General features: G+C 33.9%; 15 protein-coding genes and 1 tRNA gene. 12 read left to right on the forward strand and 4 right to left on the reverse strand.

Annotated features, from left to right (window positions below; all coding sequences use genetic code 11):
* The first annotated feature begins 19 nt into the window (after window positions 1-19).
* From tatC to clpX, 7 genes are all read left to right on the forward strand, one after another.
* Window positions 20-832, forward strand: coding sequence for a twin-arginine translocase subunit TatC (gene tatC, locus DWB61_RS01975; protein WP_125029212.1), 813 nt, complete (start codon window positions 20-22; stop codon window positions 830-832).
* 138 nt (window positions 833-970) lie between these two features.
* The gene (locus DWB61_RS01980; protein ID WP_125029213.1) at window positions 971-3,481 is read left to right on the forward strand and encodes a DUF5686 and carboxypeptidase-like regulatory domain-containing protein; all 2,511 of its coding nucleotides are present in this window, start codon (window positions 971-973) and stop codon (window positions 3,479-3,481) included.
* 104 nt (window positions 3,482-3,585) lie between these two features.
* Window positions 3,586-4,317: an LPS export ABC transporter ATP-binding protein gene (lptB, locus tag DWB61_RS01985; RefSeq protein WP_125029214.1), complete on the forward strand. Its 732-nt coding sequence runs from the start codon at window positions 3,586-3,588 to the stop codon at window positions 4,315-4,317.
* Window positions 4,318-4,525: 208 nt separating this feature from the next.
* A tRNA-Leu gene (locus tag DWB61_RS01990) sits at window positions 4,526-4,607 on the forward strand.
* Window positions 4,608-4,710: 103 nt separating this feature from the next.
* Window positions 4,711-6,060: a trigger factor gene (gene tig / locus DWB61_RS01995; RefSeq protein ID WP_125029215.1), complete on the forward strand. Its 1,350-nt coding sequence runs from the start codon at window positions 4,711-4,713 to the stop codon at window positions 6,058-6,060.
* Window positions 6,061-6,263: 203 nt separating this feature from the next.
* The gene (gene clpP / locus DWB61_RS02000) at window positions 6,264-6,944 is read left to right on the forward strand and encodes an ATP-dependent Clp endopeptidase proteolytic subunit ClpP (protein WP_125029216.1); all 681 of its coding nucleotides are present in this window, start codon (window positions 6,264-6,266) and stop codon (window positions 6,942-6,944) included.
* Between the two features lie 180 nt (window positions 6,945-7,124).
* Window positions 7,125-8,339: an ATP-dependent Clp protease ATP-binding subunit ClpX gene (clpX, locus tag DWB61_RS02005; RefSeq protein WP_125029217.1), complete on the forward strand. Its 1,215-nt coding sequence runs from the start codon at window positions 7,125-7,127 to the stop codon at window positions 8,337-8,339.
* Between the two features lie 57 nt (window positions 8,340-8,396).
* Here clpX and DWB61_RS02010 read toward each other — a convergent pair whose 3' ends face one another.
* The 3 genes from DWB61_RS02010 to DWB61_RS02020 form a co-directional block, all read right to left on the reverse strand.
* The gene (locus DWB61_RS02010; RefSeq protein WP_125029218.1) at window positions 8,397-8,924 is read right to left on the reverse strand and encodes a GNAT family N-acetyltransferase; all 528 of its coding nucleotides are present in this window, start codon (window positions 8,922-8,924) and stop codon (window positions 8,397-8,399) included.
* A 3-nt stretch (window positions 8,925-8,927) separates the two neighbouring features.
* Entirely contained in the window at window positions 8,928-9,413 is a 486-nt protein-coding gene (locus tag DWB61_RS02015; RefSeq protein ID WP_125029219.1) for a dihydrofolate reductase, read from the reverse strand.
* A 140-nt stretch (window positions 9,414-9,553) separates the two neighbouring features.
* Entirely contained in the window at window positions 9,554-10,348 is a 795-nt protein-coding gene (locus tag DWB61_RS02020) for a thymidylate synthase (RefSeq protein WP_125029220.1), read from the reverse strand.
* Between the two features lie 247 nt (window positions 10,349-10,595).
* On the opposite strand from DWB61_RS02020, the gene DWB61_RS02025 reads away from it, so the two are divergent.
* Complete coding sequence (locus tag DWB61_RS02025) at window positions 10,596-12,068, forward strand: YifB family Mg chelatase-like AAA ATPase (RefSeq protein WP_125029221.1); 1,473 nt, start codon at window positions 10,596-10,598, stop codon at window positions 12,066-12,068.
* An 11-nt stretch (window positions 12,069-12,079) separates the two neighbouring features.
* Entirely contained in the window at window positions 12,080-12,685 is a 606-nt protein-coding gene (locus DWB61_RS02030) for a recombinase family protein (protein WP_158614345.1), read from the forward strand.
* Between the two features lie 361 nt (window positions 12,686-13,046).
* On the opposite strand, the gene DWB61_RS02035 is transcribed toward DWB61_RS02030, so the two are convergent.
* Window positions 13,047-15,326 (reverse strand): DNA-directed RNA polymerase, encoded by a 2,280-nt coding sequence (locus tag DWB61_RS02035; RefSeq protein ID WP_125029223.1) that lies wholly within the window; start codon window positions 15,324-15,326, stop codon window positions 13,047-13,049.
* Between the two features lie 207 nt (window positions 15,327-15,533).
* Here DWB61_RS02035 and DWB61_RS02040 point away from each other — a divergent pair, with 207 nt between their 5' ends.
* The 3 genes from DWB61_RS02040 to DWB61_RS02050 are packed head-to-tail and all read left to right on the forward strand — an operon-like array spanning window position 15,534 to window position 17,817.
* A complete protein-coding gene (locus DWB61_RS02040; RefSeq protein WP_125029224.1) occupies window positions 15,534-16,430 on the forward strand; it encodes a hypothetical protein in 897 nt (298 codons plus the stop codon).
* Window positions 16,431-16,477: 47 nt separating this feature from the next.
* Window positions 16,478-16,789 carry a helix-turn-helix domain-containing protein gene (locus DWB61_RS02045; RefSeq protein ID WP_125029225.1) on the forward strand — a complete coding sequence of 104 codons (312 nt, stop codon included), beginning with the start codon at window positions 16,478-16,480 and terminating at the stop codon, window positions 16,787-16,789.
* The gene (locus DWB61_RS02050) at window positions 16,786-17,817 is read left to right on the forward strand and encodes a DNA cytosine methyltransferase (RefSeq protein WP_125029226.1); all 1,032 of its coding nucleotides are present in this window, start codon (window positions 16,786-16,788) and stop codon (window positions 17,815-17,817) included. Before DWB61_RS02045 ends, DWB61_RS02050 begins: the two co-directional genes overlap by 4 nt.
* Window positions 17,818-17,850: the final 33 nt, after the last annotated feature.

The following is a 17,850-nucleotide window of genomic DNA, read 5'->3' on the forward strand; positions in this document are numbered from 1 at the left end:
TTATCGTAATTGGTTTTATATGTCAGAGAAAGAAGAAGATGGAATGAGTTTCCTGGAACACTTAGAAGTGTTGCGTTGGCACCTAATTCGTGCCGTATTGGCCGTATTGGTATTTGCTATAACAGCCTTCGTATTTTATGATTTCATTTTTGATCAAATTATATTAGCTCCTAAGAATGTTGATTTCTTCACAAATAGAATGTTTGCTCTTTTTGCAGATTATACTGGCATTGAATCCTTAAAGATCAATACTAAGCCTTTTCAGGTGATTAATATCAATATGGCAGGTCAGTTTGCAACGCATATAAGCGTCTCTCTGGTGATAGGTTTAATCGCAGGTTTCCCTTATTTGTTTTTTGAATTCTGGCGTTTTGTAAGACCGGCTTTATATTCTACCGAGAAGAAACATGCCAGAGGATCGATTTTTTATACCAGTTTCTTATTTGCTCTTGGAGTTTCTTTTGGTTACTATGTGATCACACCTTTATCCGTTCACTTTTTAGGATCCTATAATGTGTCGTCTCAGGTGATGAATCAGATTAATTTAACGTCGTATATTTCAACTATTACCTCAATCGTTTTAGCGAGTGGGATTATTTTTGAATTACCTATTTTAATCTTCTTTTTGAGTAAAATTGGTTTGGTAAGTCCTGAATTTCTAAGGAAATATCGAAAGCATTCTATCGTTTTAATATTGATTTTGTCAGCTATTATAACGCCACCAGATATTTTCTCTCAAATTTTGGTTTGTTTGCCATTATTGGTTTTATATGAAGTAGGGATTGGTATTTCTAAACGTATTCAAAAACAGCAGGCTAAAGAATTTGAATAAATTGTCTAAGCAATAAAAACTATTTAGATTAGTTCTTCTGTCAGGAAGGATTTATTGTTAATTTTGAATCCCTAATAATGTTAGGGATTTTTCTTAAATTACAAGAATCATCATTCATGTTCATCTATTAATGTATACATGCGGAAGTTATCTAAAGGATTAGTATTGTTATTGTTTATTCTGATGGGGGTAGGAATAAGTCAGCCTGTATTTGCTCAGGTTACAAAGCTTAGAGGCAAAGTTATAGATGCCGATACTCAAGAGCCATTACCATTTGTTAATATCGCTTTTAAGGGGACAACTATTGGTACGACTACAGATTTTGATGGGAATTATTTCCTTGAAACTCGTACTCCCACAGATTCCTTGCATATCTCTTTTGTTGGTTATAAAGGGAGGGCTTTTAAGGTTCTTAAAGGAACTTTTCAGACTCTGGATATTGAGCTACATTCCGAAGCAGTTTCCCTGCAGGAAATTAGAATATTGCCTGGAGAGAATCCGGCTCATATTCTATTGAGGAAGATTATTGCACGCAAAAAGAAGAACAATCCATCACGTCTAGAGTCATATCAATATGAGACTTACACGAAAATGGAAATGGATTTAAATAATATTGGTGAAGATTTTAAGAATAAAAAAATCATGCGCCAGTTTCAGTTTGTCTTCGATTATGTTGATACTTCTGTTGTGACAGGTAAGTCCTATTTACCTGTTTTTATTACCGAATCCCTATCTGACTATTATTATAGAAAAAGTCCTAAGCTTGAGCGAGAAGTTATTAAGGCATCTCAAATGTCGGGTATAGAGGATAATGCAAGTTTGGCTCAGTTTACAGGTCAGTTGCATCAGAATATTAATATCTACGATAACTTTATTGACCTATTTAATAAAGGCTTTGTGAGTCCTATTGCAGATGGAGGATTGAGTTATTACAAGTATTATTTGACCGACAGTGCTTACCGTGATGGTAATTGGTCTTACCATATGTCGTTTAAGCCTAAAAGAAAATTAGATCCTTGTTTTGTTGGTGATTTTTGGGTGGCTGATACAACTTTTGCTATTGATATAATGAAAATGCGTATTACCAAAGATGTAAACCTGAATTGGGTTAAAGACTTGGTGAGTACCAATGAATACCAGAAGCTAAATGATTCTACATGGTTCCTGAAAAAACAGAATTTATTTGTTGATTTTATGTTGACGGATAGGGATTCAACTTCTCAGATGGGATTTTTTGGGAGAAAAACGATTTCATATCGTGATGTGAAGTTGAATGTGCCGATTCGTAAAGAGATTGTCAAACTTGAGAATAATGTCATTGTTAATGATGATGCACTTGGTAAAGAGGCCACCTATTGGGATAATGCTCGACCTTTTAAACTTTCGAAGCGAGAATCAGGGATTTATGCCATGGTTGATTCCATTCAAAATGTGCCATTATACAGAAATATTATAGACATTATTCAAACTTTTGTGACAGGCTATTATACGAAGGGGAATTTTGAGTACGGACCATATTACAAGCTCTATTCATTTAATGAAATTGAAGGGAATCGCTTCATGTTTGGCGGAAGAACATCCAATGATTTCAGTACTAAGGTCATGTATAATGCACATCTCGCTTATGGAGATAAAGACAACCGATTAAAGTATGGCTTGGGATTCTTATACATGATTAATAAATTACCACGAGAGACTTTTGGTATGCAGTGGAAGCATGATATTCATCAGCTTGGAAAGAGTCCGAATGCTTTCACAGAGGGTAATATATTAGCCTCATTACTTAAGAGAAACCCAAACAATAAGCTAACTATGCTTAATCAGTTTGAGGCGCATTACGAAAAGGAATGGTTTCAAGGTTTTATGAATACCCTGAAATTCCGTTATCGGGATATTTCTCCAACTCCAATTGTACCTTTTGTTTCTCCTAATGGAGACTTGCCAATAGCTGGAATTAAAGCTTCCGAAATTGAACTTAGAACACGATGGACTAGGAATGAGAAGGTGGTGATGGGTGAATTTGAAAGAGTACATTTTGGCGGGCCCGTGCCTATTGTGAATCTTTACTTGACAATGGGAGTTAAGAATTTACTAGGGAGTAATCATGAATATTTTAAGGCTGATTTAAGTGTCGATCATACACTGGAATTACAACCTTTAGGTAAGTTGCGATATTTAGCAACGGCTTCTAAATTGTTTGGTAAGGTCCCATACCCCTTATTATCTTTGCACGAAGGAAATGAAACCTATGCTTTCGACCCTTATGCATTTAATATGATGAATTATTTTGAGTTTGCCAGTGATCAATACGTGAGCTTATCATTAGAACATCATTTTCATGGTTTTATTCTGAATCGAATTCCTTTGTTTAAAAAATTGAAGTGGCGTTCTGTTGTTACAGCTAAAGGTCTTTGGGGAACATTATCCGATAAGAATAATGGCGCTTTGACAAACAGCGAAGCTAAAATGATTTTCCCTGCAGGTTTGTCAGATGTAAAAGATCCGTATTTTGAAGCCAGCGTAGGCATTGAAAATATTTTCAAATTTTTCCGTGTTGATGCCATGTGGAGATTAAATCATTTGGAGCCAAATCCCAATCAGGATTTCGAAGAATTTGGTATTCGTGCCATGTTTCAGATGACATTCTAAGTGTGAAATTTATTTTGACAAGATATATTAACATATCAGCCTAAGACTATTCCCTACAGTTTCATATATTTGCACAACTCGGGGACAAAACCTAAAGATTTTTTATGATTTTAAGAGCTGAAAATTTAGTAAAGAAATATAAAAGCCGTACAGTTGTTAAAGGTGTATCGGTAGAAGTGAAGCAAGGTGAGATCGTTGGATTGCTAGGACCTAACGGTGCTGGTAAAACAACATCATTCTATATGATTGTTGGATTGATTCAGCCCAATGGTGGGCGGATTTATCTTGACGATAGAGAAATTACAAATGAGCCTGTCTATAAAAGAGCTCAAATGGGTGTTGGTTATTTGGCTCAGGAAGCCTCGGTATTTCGTAAGTTGAGTGTTGAAGACAATATTAAAGCTGTATTGCAGATGTCTGATTTCACAAAAGAATATCAAGAGCAGCGATTGGAAGAAATGCTAAATGAGTTTAGCCTTCAGAAGATTCGCAAGAGTTTGGGAATTCAGCTTTCAGGTGGTGAGCGTAGAAGAACTGAGATTGCTAGAGCTTTATCGATTAAGCCTAAATTTATTCTTTTAGATGAACCATTTGCTGGTGTTGATCCAATTGCGGTAGAAGATATTCAGGATATTGTTCGTAAACTAAAGGACAAGAATATTGGTATCTTAATTACTGACCACAATGTTCAGGAAACTCTTTCGATTACTGAAAGAGCTTATTTATTATTCGAAGGCAATATCCTTAAATCTGGAACTGCAGAAGAGTTAGCTAATGATGAAGATGTGCGTCGAGTATACTTAGGAAAGAATTTTGAGTTAAGACGTCAAAAATAGAAATGACTGTTTTTTTTTGAAAAAGACGATGCTTATGTCTTATTCGTTTGAAATAGATTAAGATAGGAGAAGTTTTTAAAGTTGATTAATTTTGATCCGTCAGGCTTAAAAAGCCAGAAAATAAAAAATATTAAGAAACTTTGTTTTTTTTCAAAAATACTATTGCACAAATAAAAAAAGACACATATATTTGCACCGCAATTAACCCGCGGATGTGGCGTAATTGGTAGCCGCGCTAGACTTAGGATCTAGTGCCGTAAGGCGTGGGGGTTCGAGTCCCTTCATCCGCACACAGAGAAATAACCTTAAACCGCCCTTCTGAAGATGTGAAAACATCATGCTTGAGGCGGTTTTTTGCAATTTTAAAGGGTTTATCATTCTAATAGCTGAAAAATGAATATCACAAGAACCAACACTGATGATTTGAATGCTGTAATTAAATTACAGTTAGTAAAGGAAGATTATGCGAGTCAAGTTGACTCTGTGCTTAAGGAACACCGTAGAAAAGCAAGTATCGATGGTTTCCGTCCAGGTAAAGTGCCAATGGGTTTGATTAAAAAAATGTATGGTACTCCGGTTTTAGCTGATGAAGTAAATAAAATTCTTGGTCGAGAACTATATAAGTTTATCGAAGAAAACAAGTTGGATATTTTAGGTGAGCCTCTTCCTAGTGAGACTGAGCAAAAGGATATCAATTGGGAGAAAGATACTGAGTTTGAATTTGCATTCGATATTGCTTTGGCTCCTGAGTATACTCTTAGCCTAAGCAAAAGAGATAAAATCAACTTCTTTAAAATTGCAGTTGATGAGAAAATGATTCAGAATGGTGTAGATATGCACGCTCGTCGTTTTGGTTCTAACGAAGATGCCGAAGTTGTTGAAGACAAAGAAATCCTTAAAGGAAACTTTGCTCAACTTGATGCTGAAGGAAATCTTGTTGAAGAGGGTATCGTAAGTGAAGATGTTGCTATTTCATTGGAATATATGAAAGACGAAGAGTCTAAAGCGAAATTCGTAGGTGCTAACGTAAACCAGATTATTACTTTTAATCCTGCAAAGGCATTCCCTAATAGATCTGATTTAGCTTCTATGCTAGGTGTTGCTCCAGAAATGGCTGAAACTCTTGAATCTGATTTCCAATATACAATTACAAATATTTCTAAGTTTGTTCCTGCTGAAATGAATCAGGAGTTATTCGATAAAGTATTTGGTGAAGGAAAAGTTGCTTCTGAAGAAGAATTCAGAAATCAAATTAAAGCAGATATCGAGGCTCAGTTGGTTAACGATAGCGATTATAAATTCTTAATTGACTCTAAAGAGAAATTGGTTAAGAAAGCAAAAATCGAACTTCCTATTGCTTTCTTGAAGCGTTGGATTATTGCGACTAACAAAGAGATGACTGCAGAGCAAGTAGAAAGCGATTTCGAAAACTATTCGGATGATATCAGATGGCAGTTAATTAAAGATAAGTTAGTAAAAGAAAACGATCTTAAAGTAAGTGAAGAAGAGGTTGTTGAATTTGCTAAGAAACAAGCTTTAATGCAATTCCAGCAGTATGGTATGATGGAAGTGCCAGAAGAGTACTTGATGAACTATGCTAAGCAAATGTTAGAGAATAAAGACGAGGCTAGAAAAATCTGGGATCGTAAATTAGATGACAAAGTTATTGAGTACCTTAAGAATACTATTAAGGTTGAAGATAAAGAAGTTTCGACTGAAGAATTCAACAAAATGTTTGAATAAGCATTTATAGAATAAATACATTTGCAACCACGCTCTAATGAGCGTGGTTGTTTTTTATTCAGCATTTTGTATAAGTGATGTATATAAAAGCATTTTTTTTAGCTAATTTAGCTAAACTTAAATGTTGTAATTGTACATTAAATAATAGTCTTTTGTTTTGGGAGGTTTATCCAATCAAAACTCAAATTAAATATTTTCATCCTATGATACCACAAGACGAATTTAAAAAGTTTGCGACTCAGCATAGAGGAATTAGCAGTCTTTCATTAGATAAATATACCTCTATCAGTAATTCATATATTTCTCCTACTATTATTGAGGAACGTCAGTTAAATGTTGCTTCTATGGACGTGTTTTCACGTTTGATGATGGATAGAATCATCTTTCTTGGTGTGCCTATCGATGATTATGTTGCTAATATTATCATGGCTCAGTTATTATTTTTAGAGTCAACTGAACCCAATAAGGATATTCAGATCTATTTTAATACACCAGGTGGTTCGGTACATGCAGGCTTAGGTATTTACGATACCATGCAGTATATCAATTGCGATATCGCAACTATTTGTACAGGTATGGCAGCTTCAATGGGTGCTGTCTTGTTAACAGCAGGAGAAAAAGGAAAGCGTTCAGCTTTGAAACACTCTCGTGTGATGATTCATCAGCCTATGGGTGGTGCTCAAGGTCAGGCTTCTGATATTGAAATTACTGCCCGTGAGATTATGAAATTGAAGAAGGAACTTTATACCATTATTTCAGATCATTCAGGAATGCCTTTTGATAAGGTTGAGAAAAATTCTGATCGTGATTATTGGATGACTGCTCATGAAGCAAAAGAGTATGGTATGATTGACGAAGTTTTGTTAAGAGAGCCTAAGAAATAAGGCTTGAAAAATCATAAAAATCTAGGAAATGCAGAGTTTAGCTTAAAATGCTTAACTTTGCATTTCTAATATAAGAAGGAATCGTATTTTGAAAATACGAAGATCTATTTAATTGTAAACAACTTGGTTTAATGATGTTTAATATCTGACATCGACAAGCTAAAAGACTATATTTTACTTATGGATAAATGTTCATTTTGTGGGCGAGATAAAAAAGATACCAATCTTTTAATTGCGGGAATCAGTGGTCACATTTGCGATAGTTGTATCGATCAAGCACACGAGATCATTAAGGAAGAGGCAAAAATTAATTCTGATCTTAACTTGACCGACCTTCAGTTGTTGAAACCAACTGAAATTAAAGCTTTCCTTGATCAGTATGTTATTGGTCAGAATGATGCTAAAAAATATCTTTCGGTTGCCGTTTATAATCATTACAAAAGGCTACTTCAGGAAGAGGATGATGAGGAGATCGAAATTGAAAAATCGAATATCATTCTAGTTGGAGAAACAGGAACAGGTAAAACGCTTTTGGCAAGAACGATTGCTAAAATGCTTCACGTACCATTCACGATTGTTGATGCGACAGTTTTGACTGAAGCAGGTTATGTTGGTGAAGATATCGAATCGATTCTAACACGTCTTTTACAAGCTTCAGATTACGATGTTGAGGCTGCTGAAAAAGGGATTGTATTTATCGATGAGATTGATAAAATTGCACGTAAGAGTGATAACCCATCAATTACTCGTGATGTTTCTGGTGAAGGTGTTCAGCAAGGTTTATTGAAATTGCTTGAAGGATCTATAATCAATGTTCCACCACAAGGCGGTCGTAAGCATCCTGATCAAAAAATGATACCTGTTAATACAAAGAATGTTCTTTTTATTTGCGGAGGTGCTTTTGATGGTATTCAGCGTAAAATTGCTCAGCGTTTAAATACGGCTGTTGTTGGTTTTAACGCGAGTAAAACTGCTGAGAAAGTTGATCAGCAAAATTTATTGCAATACATAGCTCCACAGGATTTAAAATCATTTGGTTTAATACCTGAGATTATTGGTCGTCTACCTGTTCTAACTTATTTAGAGCCTTTGGATCGCGAGGCACTTCGAAATATTCTAACTGAGCCTAAAAATTCAATTGTTAAGCAATACAATAAGCTGTTTAAGATTGATGATATTGAATTGACTTTCGACGAGAGTGCTTTGGAATATATCGTTGATAAGGCTTTGGAATACAAATTAGGGGCACGTGGTTTGCGTTCAATATGCGAAGCAATTATGATGGATGCTATGTTCGAATTACCAACTTCAGATGAAAAAACAGTTATGATTGATGCTAAGTATGCTGCTGGGAAATTAGAAAAAACCAACATGAAACATTTGAGAATAGCTTAAGTTTGCATTCTATATAAAAACAAAAAAAGTCTGGTGATTAACCAGACTTTTTTGTTTTTATGCTTTAACCGATTTAAGATATTCATTTTTTAGAATTGACATGATAATCTTGTCGTGATAGGCTCCATCCCTAAAGCAAGCCTGCCTGAGTTTTCCTTCTGGTGTGAATCCTGCTTTTTGATAGGCTTTTAATCCGCCAATGTTTGGTTCCGATACCGTTAGCATCAATCGGTTCAGTCCCTTTTCGCAAAAGGCAATTTTAAGAACCAGCCTTGTCACCTCGCATCCAATACCTTTATTCCATTGTGACTTGTCACCGATAAAAATGAAGTATTCTCCTGATTTGTTTAGTCTTGAAATCTTGCAAATACCGGTAAACCCAATTAATTGCTCACTGTCTCTCAAGAAAATTCCAAGGTTTAAACCTTTTGTGTCTTCAAGAACAGATTGGAACCAAACATCCACTTCGTCTGGGCTGTTTGTTTTCTGAAAAGCAGAGAGTGAATATCTGATACTTTCACTATCATTAAGCCATTTGTAAAAGGAAGAGATATGAAGCTTGTTTAAAGCTTTTAGTTCAATCATACTTTATTTTCTCTCGTAATCAATAAAAGAATAGGCGTACTCATTTTTAGCATCAGGCATATAATCCTCACGTTTTACGCTATTCCAGATTTTTGCTTCAAGCTTAGGGAAGAAGGTATCTCCATCAAATTTGCTATGCACTAATGTTAGATACAATTTATCTGCCTTGTCAATAGCTTCTTTATAAATGGTACCACCACCAATAATAAAAGCTTCCTGATCGGCAGGAACTATAGCAAGAGCTTCTTCCAAAGAATTAACCACAATGCAACCTTCTACCTTATAATCCGCCTGACGGGTAATTATTATTGAGGTTCGGTTTGGTAGCGGTTTTCCTATTGAATCGAATGTTTTGCGTCCCATAATAATATGGTGTCCTGTTGTTAAAGCCTTGAATCGTTTTAGATCGGCAGATAATCGCCAAATCAGTTGATTATCTTTTCCAATAACATTGTTCTGAGAAGCTGCTACGATGATCGATATAGGCATAATAGTGGTATGTTGGTGAATGTATAAGTTCGTTAATGAGTGAAAGAGTTAATGGGTGAATTTGTGATTAAAACTCAGATGCTTAAATCCCAATACCTTATTCAGTTTAACTCTTTAGCAATTTAACCATTTAAATGAGACTAGACTGAAATAGCTCCCTTTATGTGGGGATCAGCTTCGTAGTTTTCCAGACTAAAGTCTTCGATTTTAAAATCAAAAATACTTTTAACATCAGGATTGATTTTCATTTGAGGCAGCTTTTTAGGCTTCCGAGTCAATTGTAGATCAACTTGTTCTAGATGATTGTTGTAAATATGAGCATCACCTAATGTATGAATAAAATCGCCTGCTTCTAAATCACAAACCTGGGCCATCATCATGGTTAGTAGGGCATAAGAGGCAATATTAAAAGGCACACCTAAAAAGATATCGGCACTACGCTGATATAACTGACAGGACAATTTGCCATCAGCCACGTAAAATTGAAATAGGGCATGACAAGGAGGTAAAGCCATATTTTCTATATCGGCAACGTTCCAGGCACTTACAATTAATCGGCGTGAGTTTGGATTGTTCTTAATATCATTTACCAATTGAGAAATTTGATCAACATGTTCGCCATTAGCTTTAGGCCATGAACGCCATTGATAGCCATAAACATGCCCTAGGTCGCCATTCTCATCAGCCCATTCATTCCAAATTTTCACCCCATTGTCCTGTAGATATTTGACGTTGGTATCGCCATTCAAAAACCACAAAAGCTCATGAATGATGGATTTTAAATGTAGTTTTTTGGTTGTAAGTACAGGAAAGCCTTCTGATAGGTCGAATCGCATTTGATGACCGAAAATACTAATTGTTCCGGTTCCTGTTCGGTCACCCTTTTGGTTACCTTCCTGAGTCACTTTCTCTAGCAATTCGAGATATTGGCGCATAGTTGTTCAAATTTTTTCTTAAAATTAGTTTAAAGTTAAACTTTCCAACGGAAGAATGTTTCTCTCTTCTAAATATTTCGAGAATCAACTTATTAACATCTCTGTTGAAAACTATTTGCGAATAGGAATATCGAAACAGACTTTAGCTTTTAAAAAGCTTAATCTGAAAAATATTTTTATTTAACTCAACATAAATCATTAATTTAAAGTCTCCTTATATTATCTAATCGTTTAAAAATTAGGTCAAATGCTCATCAAAACCTACGGAAGTGCTGTGTATGGAATTCATGCCACCACCATCACAATTGAAGTTAATGTTTTTAATGGCGTTCGTTTTTCTTTGGTTGGTTTACCCGATAATGCCGTGAAGGAAAGCCAGCAGCGTATTGATTCTGCTTTAAGAGAAGTTGGTTATAAAATTCCAGGTAAAAAGATCATTATTAATATGGCACCTGCTGATATTCGGAAGGAAGGCTCGGCCTATGATTTGCCCTTAGCCGTTGGAATATTAACGGCTACTGAACAAATTAAATGTCCAGACTTGCAAAAATATGTGATTATGGGTGAGCTTTCTTTGGATGGAAGTTTAGTGCCTATTAAAGGTGTTTTACCTATGGCTATAAAGGCCCGAGAAGAAGGTTTTGAAGGTTTGATTTTACCAAAGGAAAATGCGAAAGAAGCGGCAGTTGTCAATAATTTAAAGGTTTATGGCATTGAGAATATTAAGGAACTGATTGATTTCTTTAATGGAGAGGCTGAGTTGGTCATTACAGAAGTAGATACAAGAGCAGAGTTTTATTCTCATCTGAATCATTTTGAACATGATTTTGCAGATGTAAAAGGACAAGAAAATGTAAAAAGAGCCCTTGAGATTGCCGCAGCTGGTGGACACAATATCATAATGATTGGCCCTCCAGGTTCTGGAAAGACAATGCTGGCAAAGCGTATTCCAGGTATTTTACCTCCACTAAGTTTACAGGAAGCCTTAGAAACTACAAAAATACATTCGGTAGCTGGCACGCTTGAAAAGGGAAGTGGTTTAATGACTAAACGACCATTTAGAAGTCCACATCATACGATTTCCGATGTCGCACTGGTTGGGGGCGGAACAATTCCCAAACCCGGTGAAATTAGTTTATCACACAATGGTGTGCTTTTTCTCGATGAATTACCTGAATTTAAAAGAACGGTGCTCGAAGTCATGCGACAACCTTTAGAAGATAGAACGATTACAATCTCACGTGCCAAGTTTACGGTTGATTACCCGGCAAGTACGATGTTGATTTCATCAATGAATCCCTGCCCTTGCGGGTTTTATAATCATCCAGATAAAGATTGCCTTTGTCCCCCAGGTATGGTTCAAAAATATTTGAGTCGAATTTCTGGGCCTCTTCTCGATCGAATCGATATTCACATTGAGGTGACACCCGTTTCCTTCGATAAAATTTCAGACGAACGACTTTCTGAAAAGTCCTCAGTTATTAGAGAAAGGGTAGAGCTCGCTCGTCAGGTTCAATCCGCACGTTTTGTCGATGAGGAAGGCATTCATTCCAATGCCATGATGAGTTCTCGACTTCTGCGTAAATACTGTCGACCCAACGAAGCTGGTATGCAGCTTTTGAAAGTTGCCATGGAAAAAGTTGGTCTTTCAGCTCGGGCCTACGATCGAATTTTAAAAGTCACAAAATTTCATTATAAGTCGGTATCTTTATCAGCATGATGATAAATACAATGAAAGCAAAGTACATAAGAGTATCGACATTGGAACAAAATACAGCAAGGCAAAATGTGGGTTGTAAAGAATATAAGCTGTATGAAGATAAGTTGTCTGGTTTAATTCCATTCAGTAAAAGATCTGCAGCAATAAAATTGATGGAGGATATTGAAAAAGGATATATTAACTATGTTCATATTAGTTCAATAGATCGACTTGGACGAAACGTAATAGATATCCAAAATCAATTGAATTGGTTTGTTGATAGAAAAGTACAAGTCTATGCTGAGAACATTCAAATGAATCTGCTAAATGAAGACGGAACATTGAATGCAATTGCAAAGATGATTATTGACTTATTAAGTTCTGTTGCAAGCATCGAAATAAATGCAATTAAAGAACGTCAAATGCAAGGAATTAATATTGCAAAAGTTAAAGGTGATATCTATAAAGGAAGAAAACGTGGTGCTGTAATGTCAGATAAAGATTATTTAAAACGACATAAAGATGTCGTTAGCCTTCTCAAGGATGGTTTGAGTTTAAATAAAATTTCGAAACTAACTGGTAAAGCATTTGTGACTGTAAAATCGGTTGACCAAAAATTAAATTCTTTAATAGCTTGATTTTAACATTCTTTTAAAGTCTTGATAATCAAAGGATAGTTTTAACCTAATATATAAGATATAACAAGAAAAGATTTAAGTAATTGTTTTTATATGTTAATGTTAAAAATGAGATGAATACATATGGAAATGTAACGTTTTTAAATGAAATTTTAATGATTAATAATTGTCAAAAAGATATAACGTTAATGTAATCAGATAGATAATAAAATTGCGCCTTTTTGCAAGTAATCTGAGTAAACCACCTTGTTCCTCAAGGGGTTTTATTAAATCAAGAAGTGAAAATAATCGTTTTTGAGATTGAATACAGTAATTGATTCGAATCTTGTGAATCGCATATTAATGATTTTGTGTATCAGTTCTAACTAAAAAAATATTCATTCTTCTTCATTAAGTCGAGTTTAATTTCAATCGTATTTTTATTATCGTTTTGATAAGGAAGTTTTATTTTGTCAATTTTCTTGACTTGTGCTGTACTGTCATCTAATTGAGAAATTAATTGTTCATGAAGAAACTCTATTGGATTCGTTTTAATTAATGCAATAAATTCCTTCTTGATAATAACTAACATCTTATCTACATGATTTGGATGACAGCCAAATGAATCATGTATCCAATCAGAGGATTTAATGTTATTATTTCGTAATCTTAATGCAACTCGTCTCAATAAATCCGCATCAAGTGAATGAATGAAATTTGGACTAATTGCTCTCCTCATTTTTTTTGAATCGATTATTGATGAACGATCTTTTTGAAAAATATTAATTTGTTTTTCTGAATTTGGAAGCTTCAATGTTATCTGTTTTTTACTAGCTTCTTTGTATTTAACATGGTTAACCATAAAGCCATCAGATGTTTTCCAACTTATAGCTTTATTGGACTTTGTTAAAATTGAATTCATTTCTTGAATATACTTTTCGAATGCTTTACCTCCGTTTAATTCTCCATAGATTGCTTCTCCAATAATCCTTGATAGATGTAATGCACTTTCCTTTGTTATCCAATGAGTGTCAATATTGTTTTGAATAATACTTTTCCATATTAAATCAGACATACCAATTGTAGTACCTCCATAATTTGAAATCATAACGGGGGTTTTACATATGCTTCTTCCGTTGGTTTCTAATAATTTCATCAATATTTCCAATTTCTCAATTTTATCTTCATGTTGGAATTCATTTTTCATATTCATTTTGAATTTCAGCTCATTTAATTCATCATCTATTAGATCGATTGATGTTTCAGCTATACGAATATAAATATCTTCTCTTTTTTGATTCCCATTTTTATCAAACGTCGGTATAACATTTGTTGCCTCACAACCTGCTATATCTCCTGTGATTGCAGATGTAAATTGACTACCACTGTTACATGCATCAAGATGAATTCTGGTTTTAATTTTGTAATTAGAATCGTTGATGAAATTTTGCATTTCTATTTGATGCGATAGGAATTGATATGGTTTATCAGCTTGTTTATAGGAGGTATTAAGCATTTCTTTTCCTCTTTGAACTCTATGTGTAAATGGCAATTTATCATCGCCATAGAGCGAAGCTAAATAAGCCCAACACCAATTTTCACCATTTTTTGTTAATTGTTCTCCTTGAGCATATTCAAGCATTGCTTTAATAGCATCTGTCCCTTGAGGAGATAATATTGATGGAATAGGATAGATTCTTCCTCTTGAATCATATGAGTGAGGAAAGTATATTGTTTTATCAATATATTTTTTTGCAAGTTTAATTGCTAATTTGTGAGTTCGATAATTGCTTAATGCTGATTCGTATTGATTGTAATAAGCTTTATATAATTCGAGTGATTGTAAATATATTTTTCGATTATCTTTAATCTTTGCTCTTTCAGATTCACTTATCTTTAGAGAGCTATCATTTAGATCAATTTCTAATTTGCAACTTTTATTATCTGGTTTATTAAACTTTACAAAATCGTTATACCTTGGTTCTACAAGATCTTGTTCTATTCTCATTAAGACCGATTCATTTATACACCATGCTGTTGACTGGATGTAATTTATAGAATCAAATACATTTTTAGAGTATAACGAATAGTCAATATCTCGGACATGTGATCTGATCATTTCATATTGTATATGCTGATATCCTCCGCTGATTGTATTGTTCTCGTATTTCCAATCAACTGGTTGTTCTGTCAATGGAGAAGGGAAAAATGACTTGTATGACTGAACGGAAATATCGTTTAAGATGTCATTGGGAATATTACAAGAATAGAATACTTGTCTTTTGTATGTACCTGAATTATCATCTCCACTCTCATTAAGACAGAAATATTGACTTGCATCAACTATGATTTCAACAAATCGCCATGTGTGTTCGAAAGACAACTCTGTTAATATCTTATTTTGAATTAAATTAATATGCTTGTGTCGAGTTTTAATTGACCCATTGCCACCTGAATGAGAATCAATGTTTGTTAAATATGAAAGAAGAAATAGAATTTCAGTGATTTTAGTTTTTATAATTTCATCATCATTAAAATAAGTTTTTAGAAGAGTCCGATACTTTCTTGCACATCCATTATAAATCCAATTTTTCACATGCGGTATAATGTTTGACGCTTCATGTATTAATAATTCGTTCTTCAATATTTTCGTTCGATCCATTATTCTTATTTCGATAATCAATTCAATTTGTCTTACTCATTTTCTATAAACCTTTAAGCTACTATAAGGTTTAAATTTAATATCGCACTAAAATAAGATTCTTTGAGATGAATCTGCTTGAAGTTTGCTATTAATGTTTAAGGTATACTCTAAATGTTAATTGTTTCATAATAATGTTACTTTTGATTTAAATCAAAAAAATACATTATGACAGTACAATTTTCACAAACGGAAACAGACATACTAGATCAATTTACTGCAGGAACAAGTTTCACACTTGATTCTAAAAATTATACAGTTTTGGAATCAGGTAAGCCAAGACCTCCAAAGGGAGAAGGTAAAACAGATCTTTATATCTTGGCAAATGATTCTAACAATAATTCTATTGAACTAAAAATATCAATAAAACAGCATAATGCTGATTTTCTTGAAAACAAAATTAGTTTAGATAGAGCGATACAAATACTAGGGGATGATGCTCAAGATATTATTAGTGATTCAATAAGTGACATCGAAGATGAATTTCGTGATGATTATTTAATAACTATCAATAAATATGGGCGCACCGTAGCGAAGACATTAAAGATAGGTTGGAAATTCGAATTGCTTAATTGTAAAAGTGGAGCTAAATCAGGATTGATGAAACTTAATGACGCACAAAAAATAGATGTTTATTCAGGTTCTAATCTTGATTGTTCAAAAAAGAATTCCAATGTTAATGGTCGAATAGTAGCTAATTCAGGTGTTGCAAATTGTATATTAGAACTAAAGAAAAATCCAACATTGACTACTCAAACCATAATAAACGATTTGAGACCCATCGCTGATTATGCTAAAACACAAAGTATTTATTTTGCGTGTAAGGCTGTAAATTATAGAATGACCCCAGATAAATGGGATGGGAATCGACCATTAGCTGTTTATGTGAATTGGTTTATAGATGATTCGAAACTTAATGGCGAAATTGTATTTGATTCTCCATTAAGCACGTCAGCAAATAGTATTGGTAAGAATATTAGAAAACTCCTTAAAATATTAAATATAAATGATGGAAATTTTAAGTCGATTAAAACCATTTTGGAAAATGTAAAATATTACGAATAATTTAAATATATTTGTCAAATAATGACAAGTCGAAATAAGACATCTCTATGAAGATTACATTTGGCGAATATATTCGAAAACTCAGAAATGAAAAAGAATTAACTTTAACGCAACTTGCGGCGTTACTTGGATTAGATTCTGCTAATTTAAGTAAGATCGAAAATGGGAAAAGAGATTTCGACGAAAAAAGATTAATTATATTATCTGAAATATTTAATATTAGAGAAGATGTAATACGACAAGAGTATATAGGTGACATAATTGCAAAAACTCTTTATGAGAACAATTGTAATGAAGCTATATTTACAATGGTCAAAGAGAAGGTTAAATACTTAGAACAAAAAGAAGTTAAAATATGAAAGTAGTTTCGTTTTTTGCAGGAGCAGGCGGATTAGATTTGGGATTTGAAAAGGCTGGATTTGATGTAATATGGGCAAATGAATACGATAAAGTTATTTGGGAAACATATGAGAAAAATCATAAACAGACTACTCTAGACAGGAGAAGTATTGTTGATATTAAGTCTGATGAGGTTCCTGAATGCGATGGAATTATTGGAGGACCGCCATGTCAAAGCTGGAGTGAAGCAGGTGCTTTAAGAGGAATAAATGATAAACGAGGTCAATTATTTTTCGACTTTATAAGAATCTTAGAAGCTAAACAACCAAAATTCTTTTTAGCAGAGAATGTTAGTGGAATGTTATTACCTAGACATAAAGATGCTCTTGAGAATATTAAGGAAATGTTTAGAAATGCAGGATACGAACTTTCTTTTCAACTATTAAATGCTTGTGATTATAATGTTCCACAGGATAGAAAACGTGTGTTTTTTGTAGGAATTAGAAAAGACCTTGGGTTTAAATTTGAATTTCCAAACATCACTTATCCCAAAGTTGATTTGTTAACTACCATAGGTGATCTAAAAGAAAATGCAGTTCCTGCTTTAGAGAAAAATCATACAAACCAAATGTCTTGCGTTATACCTAATCATGAATACATGATAGGTGGATTTTCGACTATGTTTATGTCTAGAAATCGTGTGCGAAAATGGGATGAACAATCATTTACAATTCAAGCTGGTGGTAGACATGCTCCTATACATCCTCAAGCTCCAACTATGGAACTTGTTGAAAAGGATAAACGGAAATTTGTTGAAGGACAAGAACATTTGTATAGACGTTTAAGTGTAAGAGAATGTGCAAGAATTCAGACTTTTCCTGATGATTTTATTTTTTATTATTCCAAAGTTGCTGACGCTTATAAAATGATTGGTAATGCTGTTCCTGTAAATTTTGGGAACTTTATGGCAGAATGTATTAAACAGCAGATTGAAGAGTGTGAAAAGAATAAAGGTAAAGTTATATCTAAAGAATGTGCAGAAATCTAACAAGCACATAAAGTATCTGATTAAATTCACTTT

The organism is Ancylomarina euxina, from assembly GCF_003863355.1.
GTDB lineage: Bacteria > Bacteroidota > Bacteroidia > Bacteroidales > Marinifilaceae > Ancylomarina > Ancylomarina euxinus.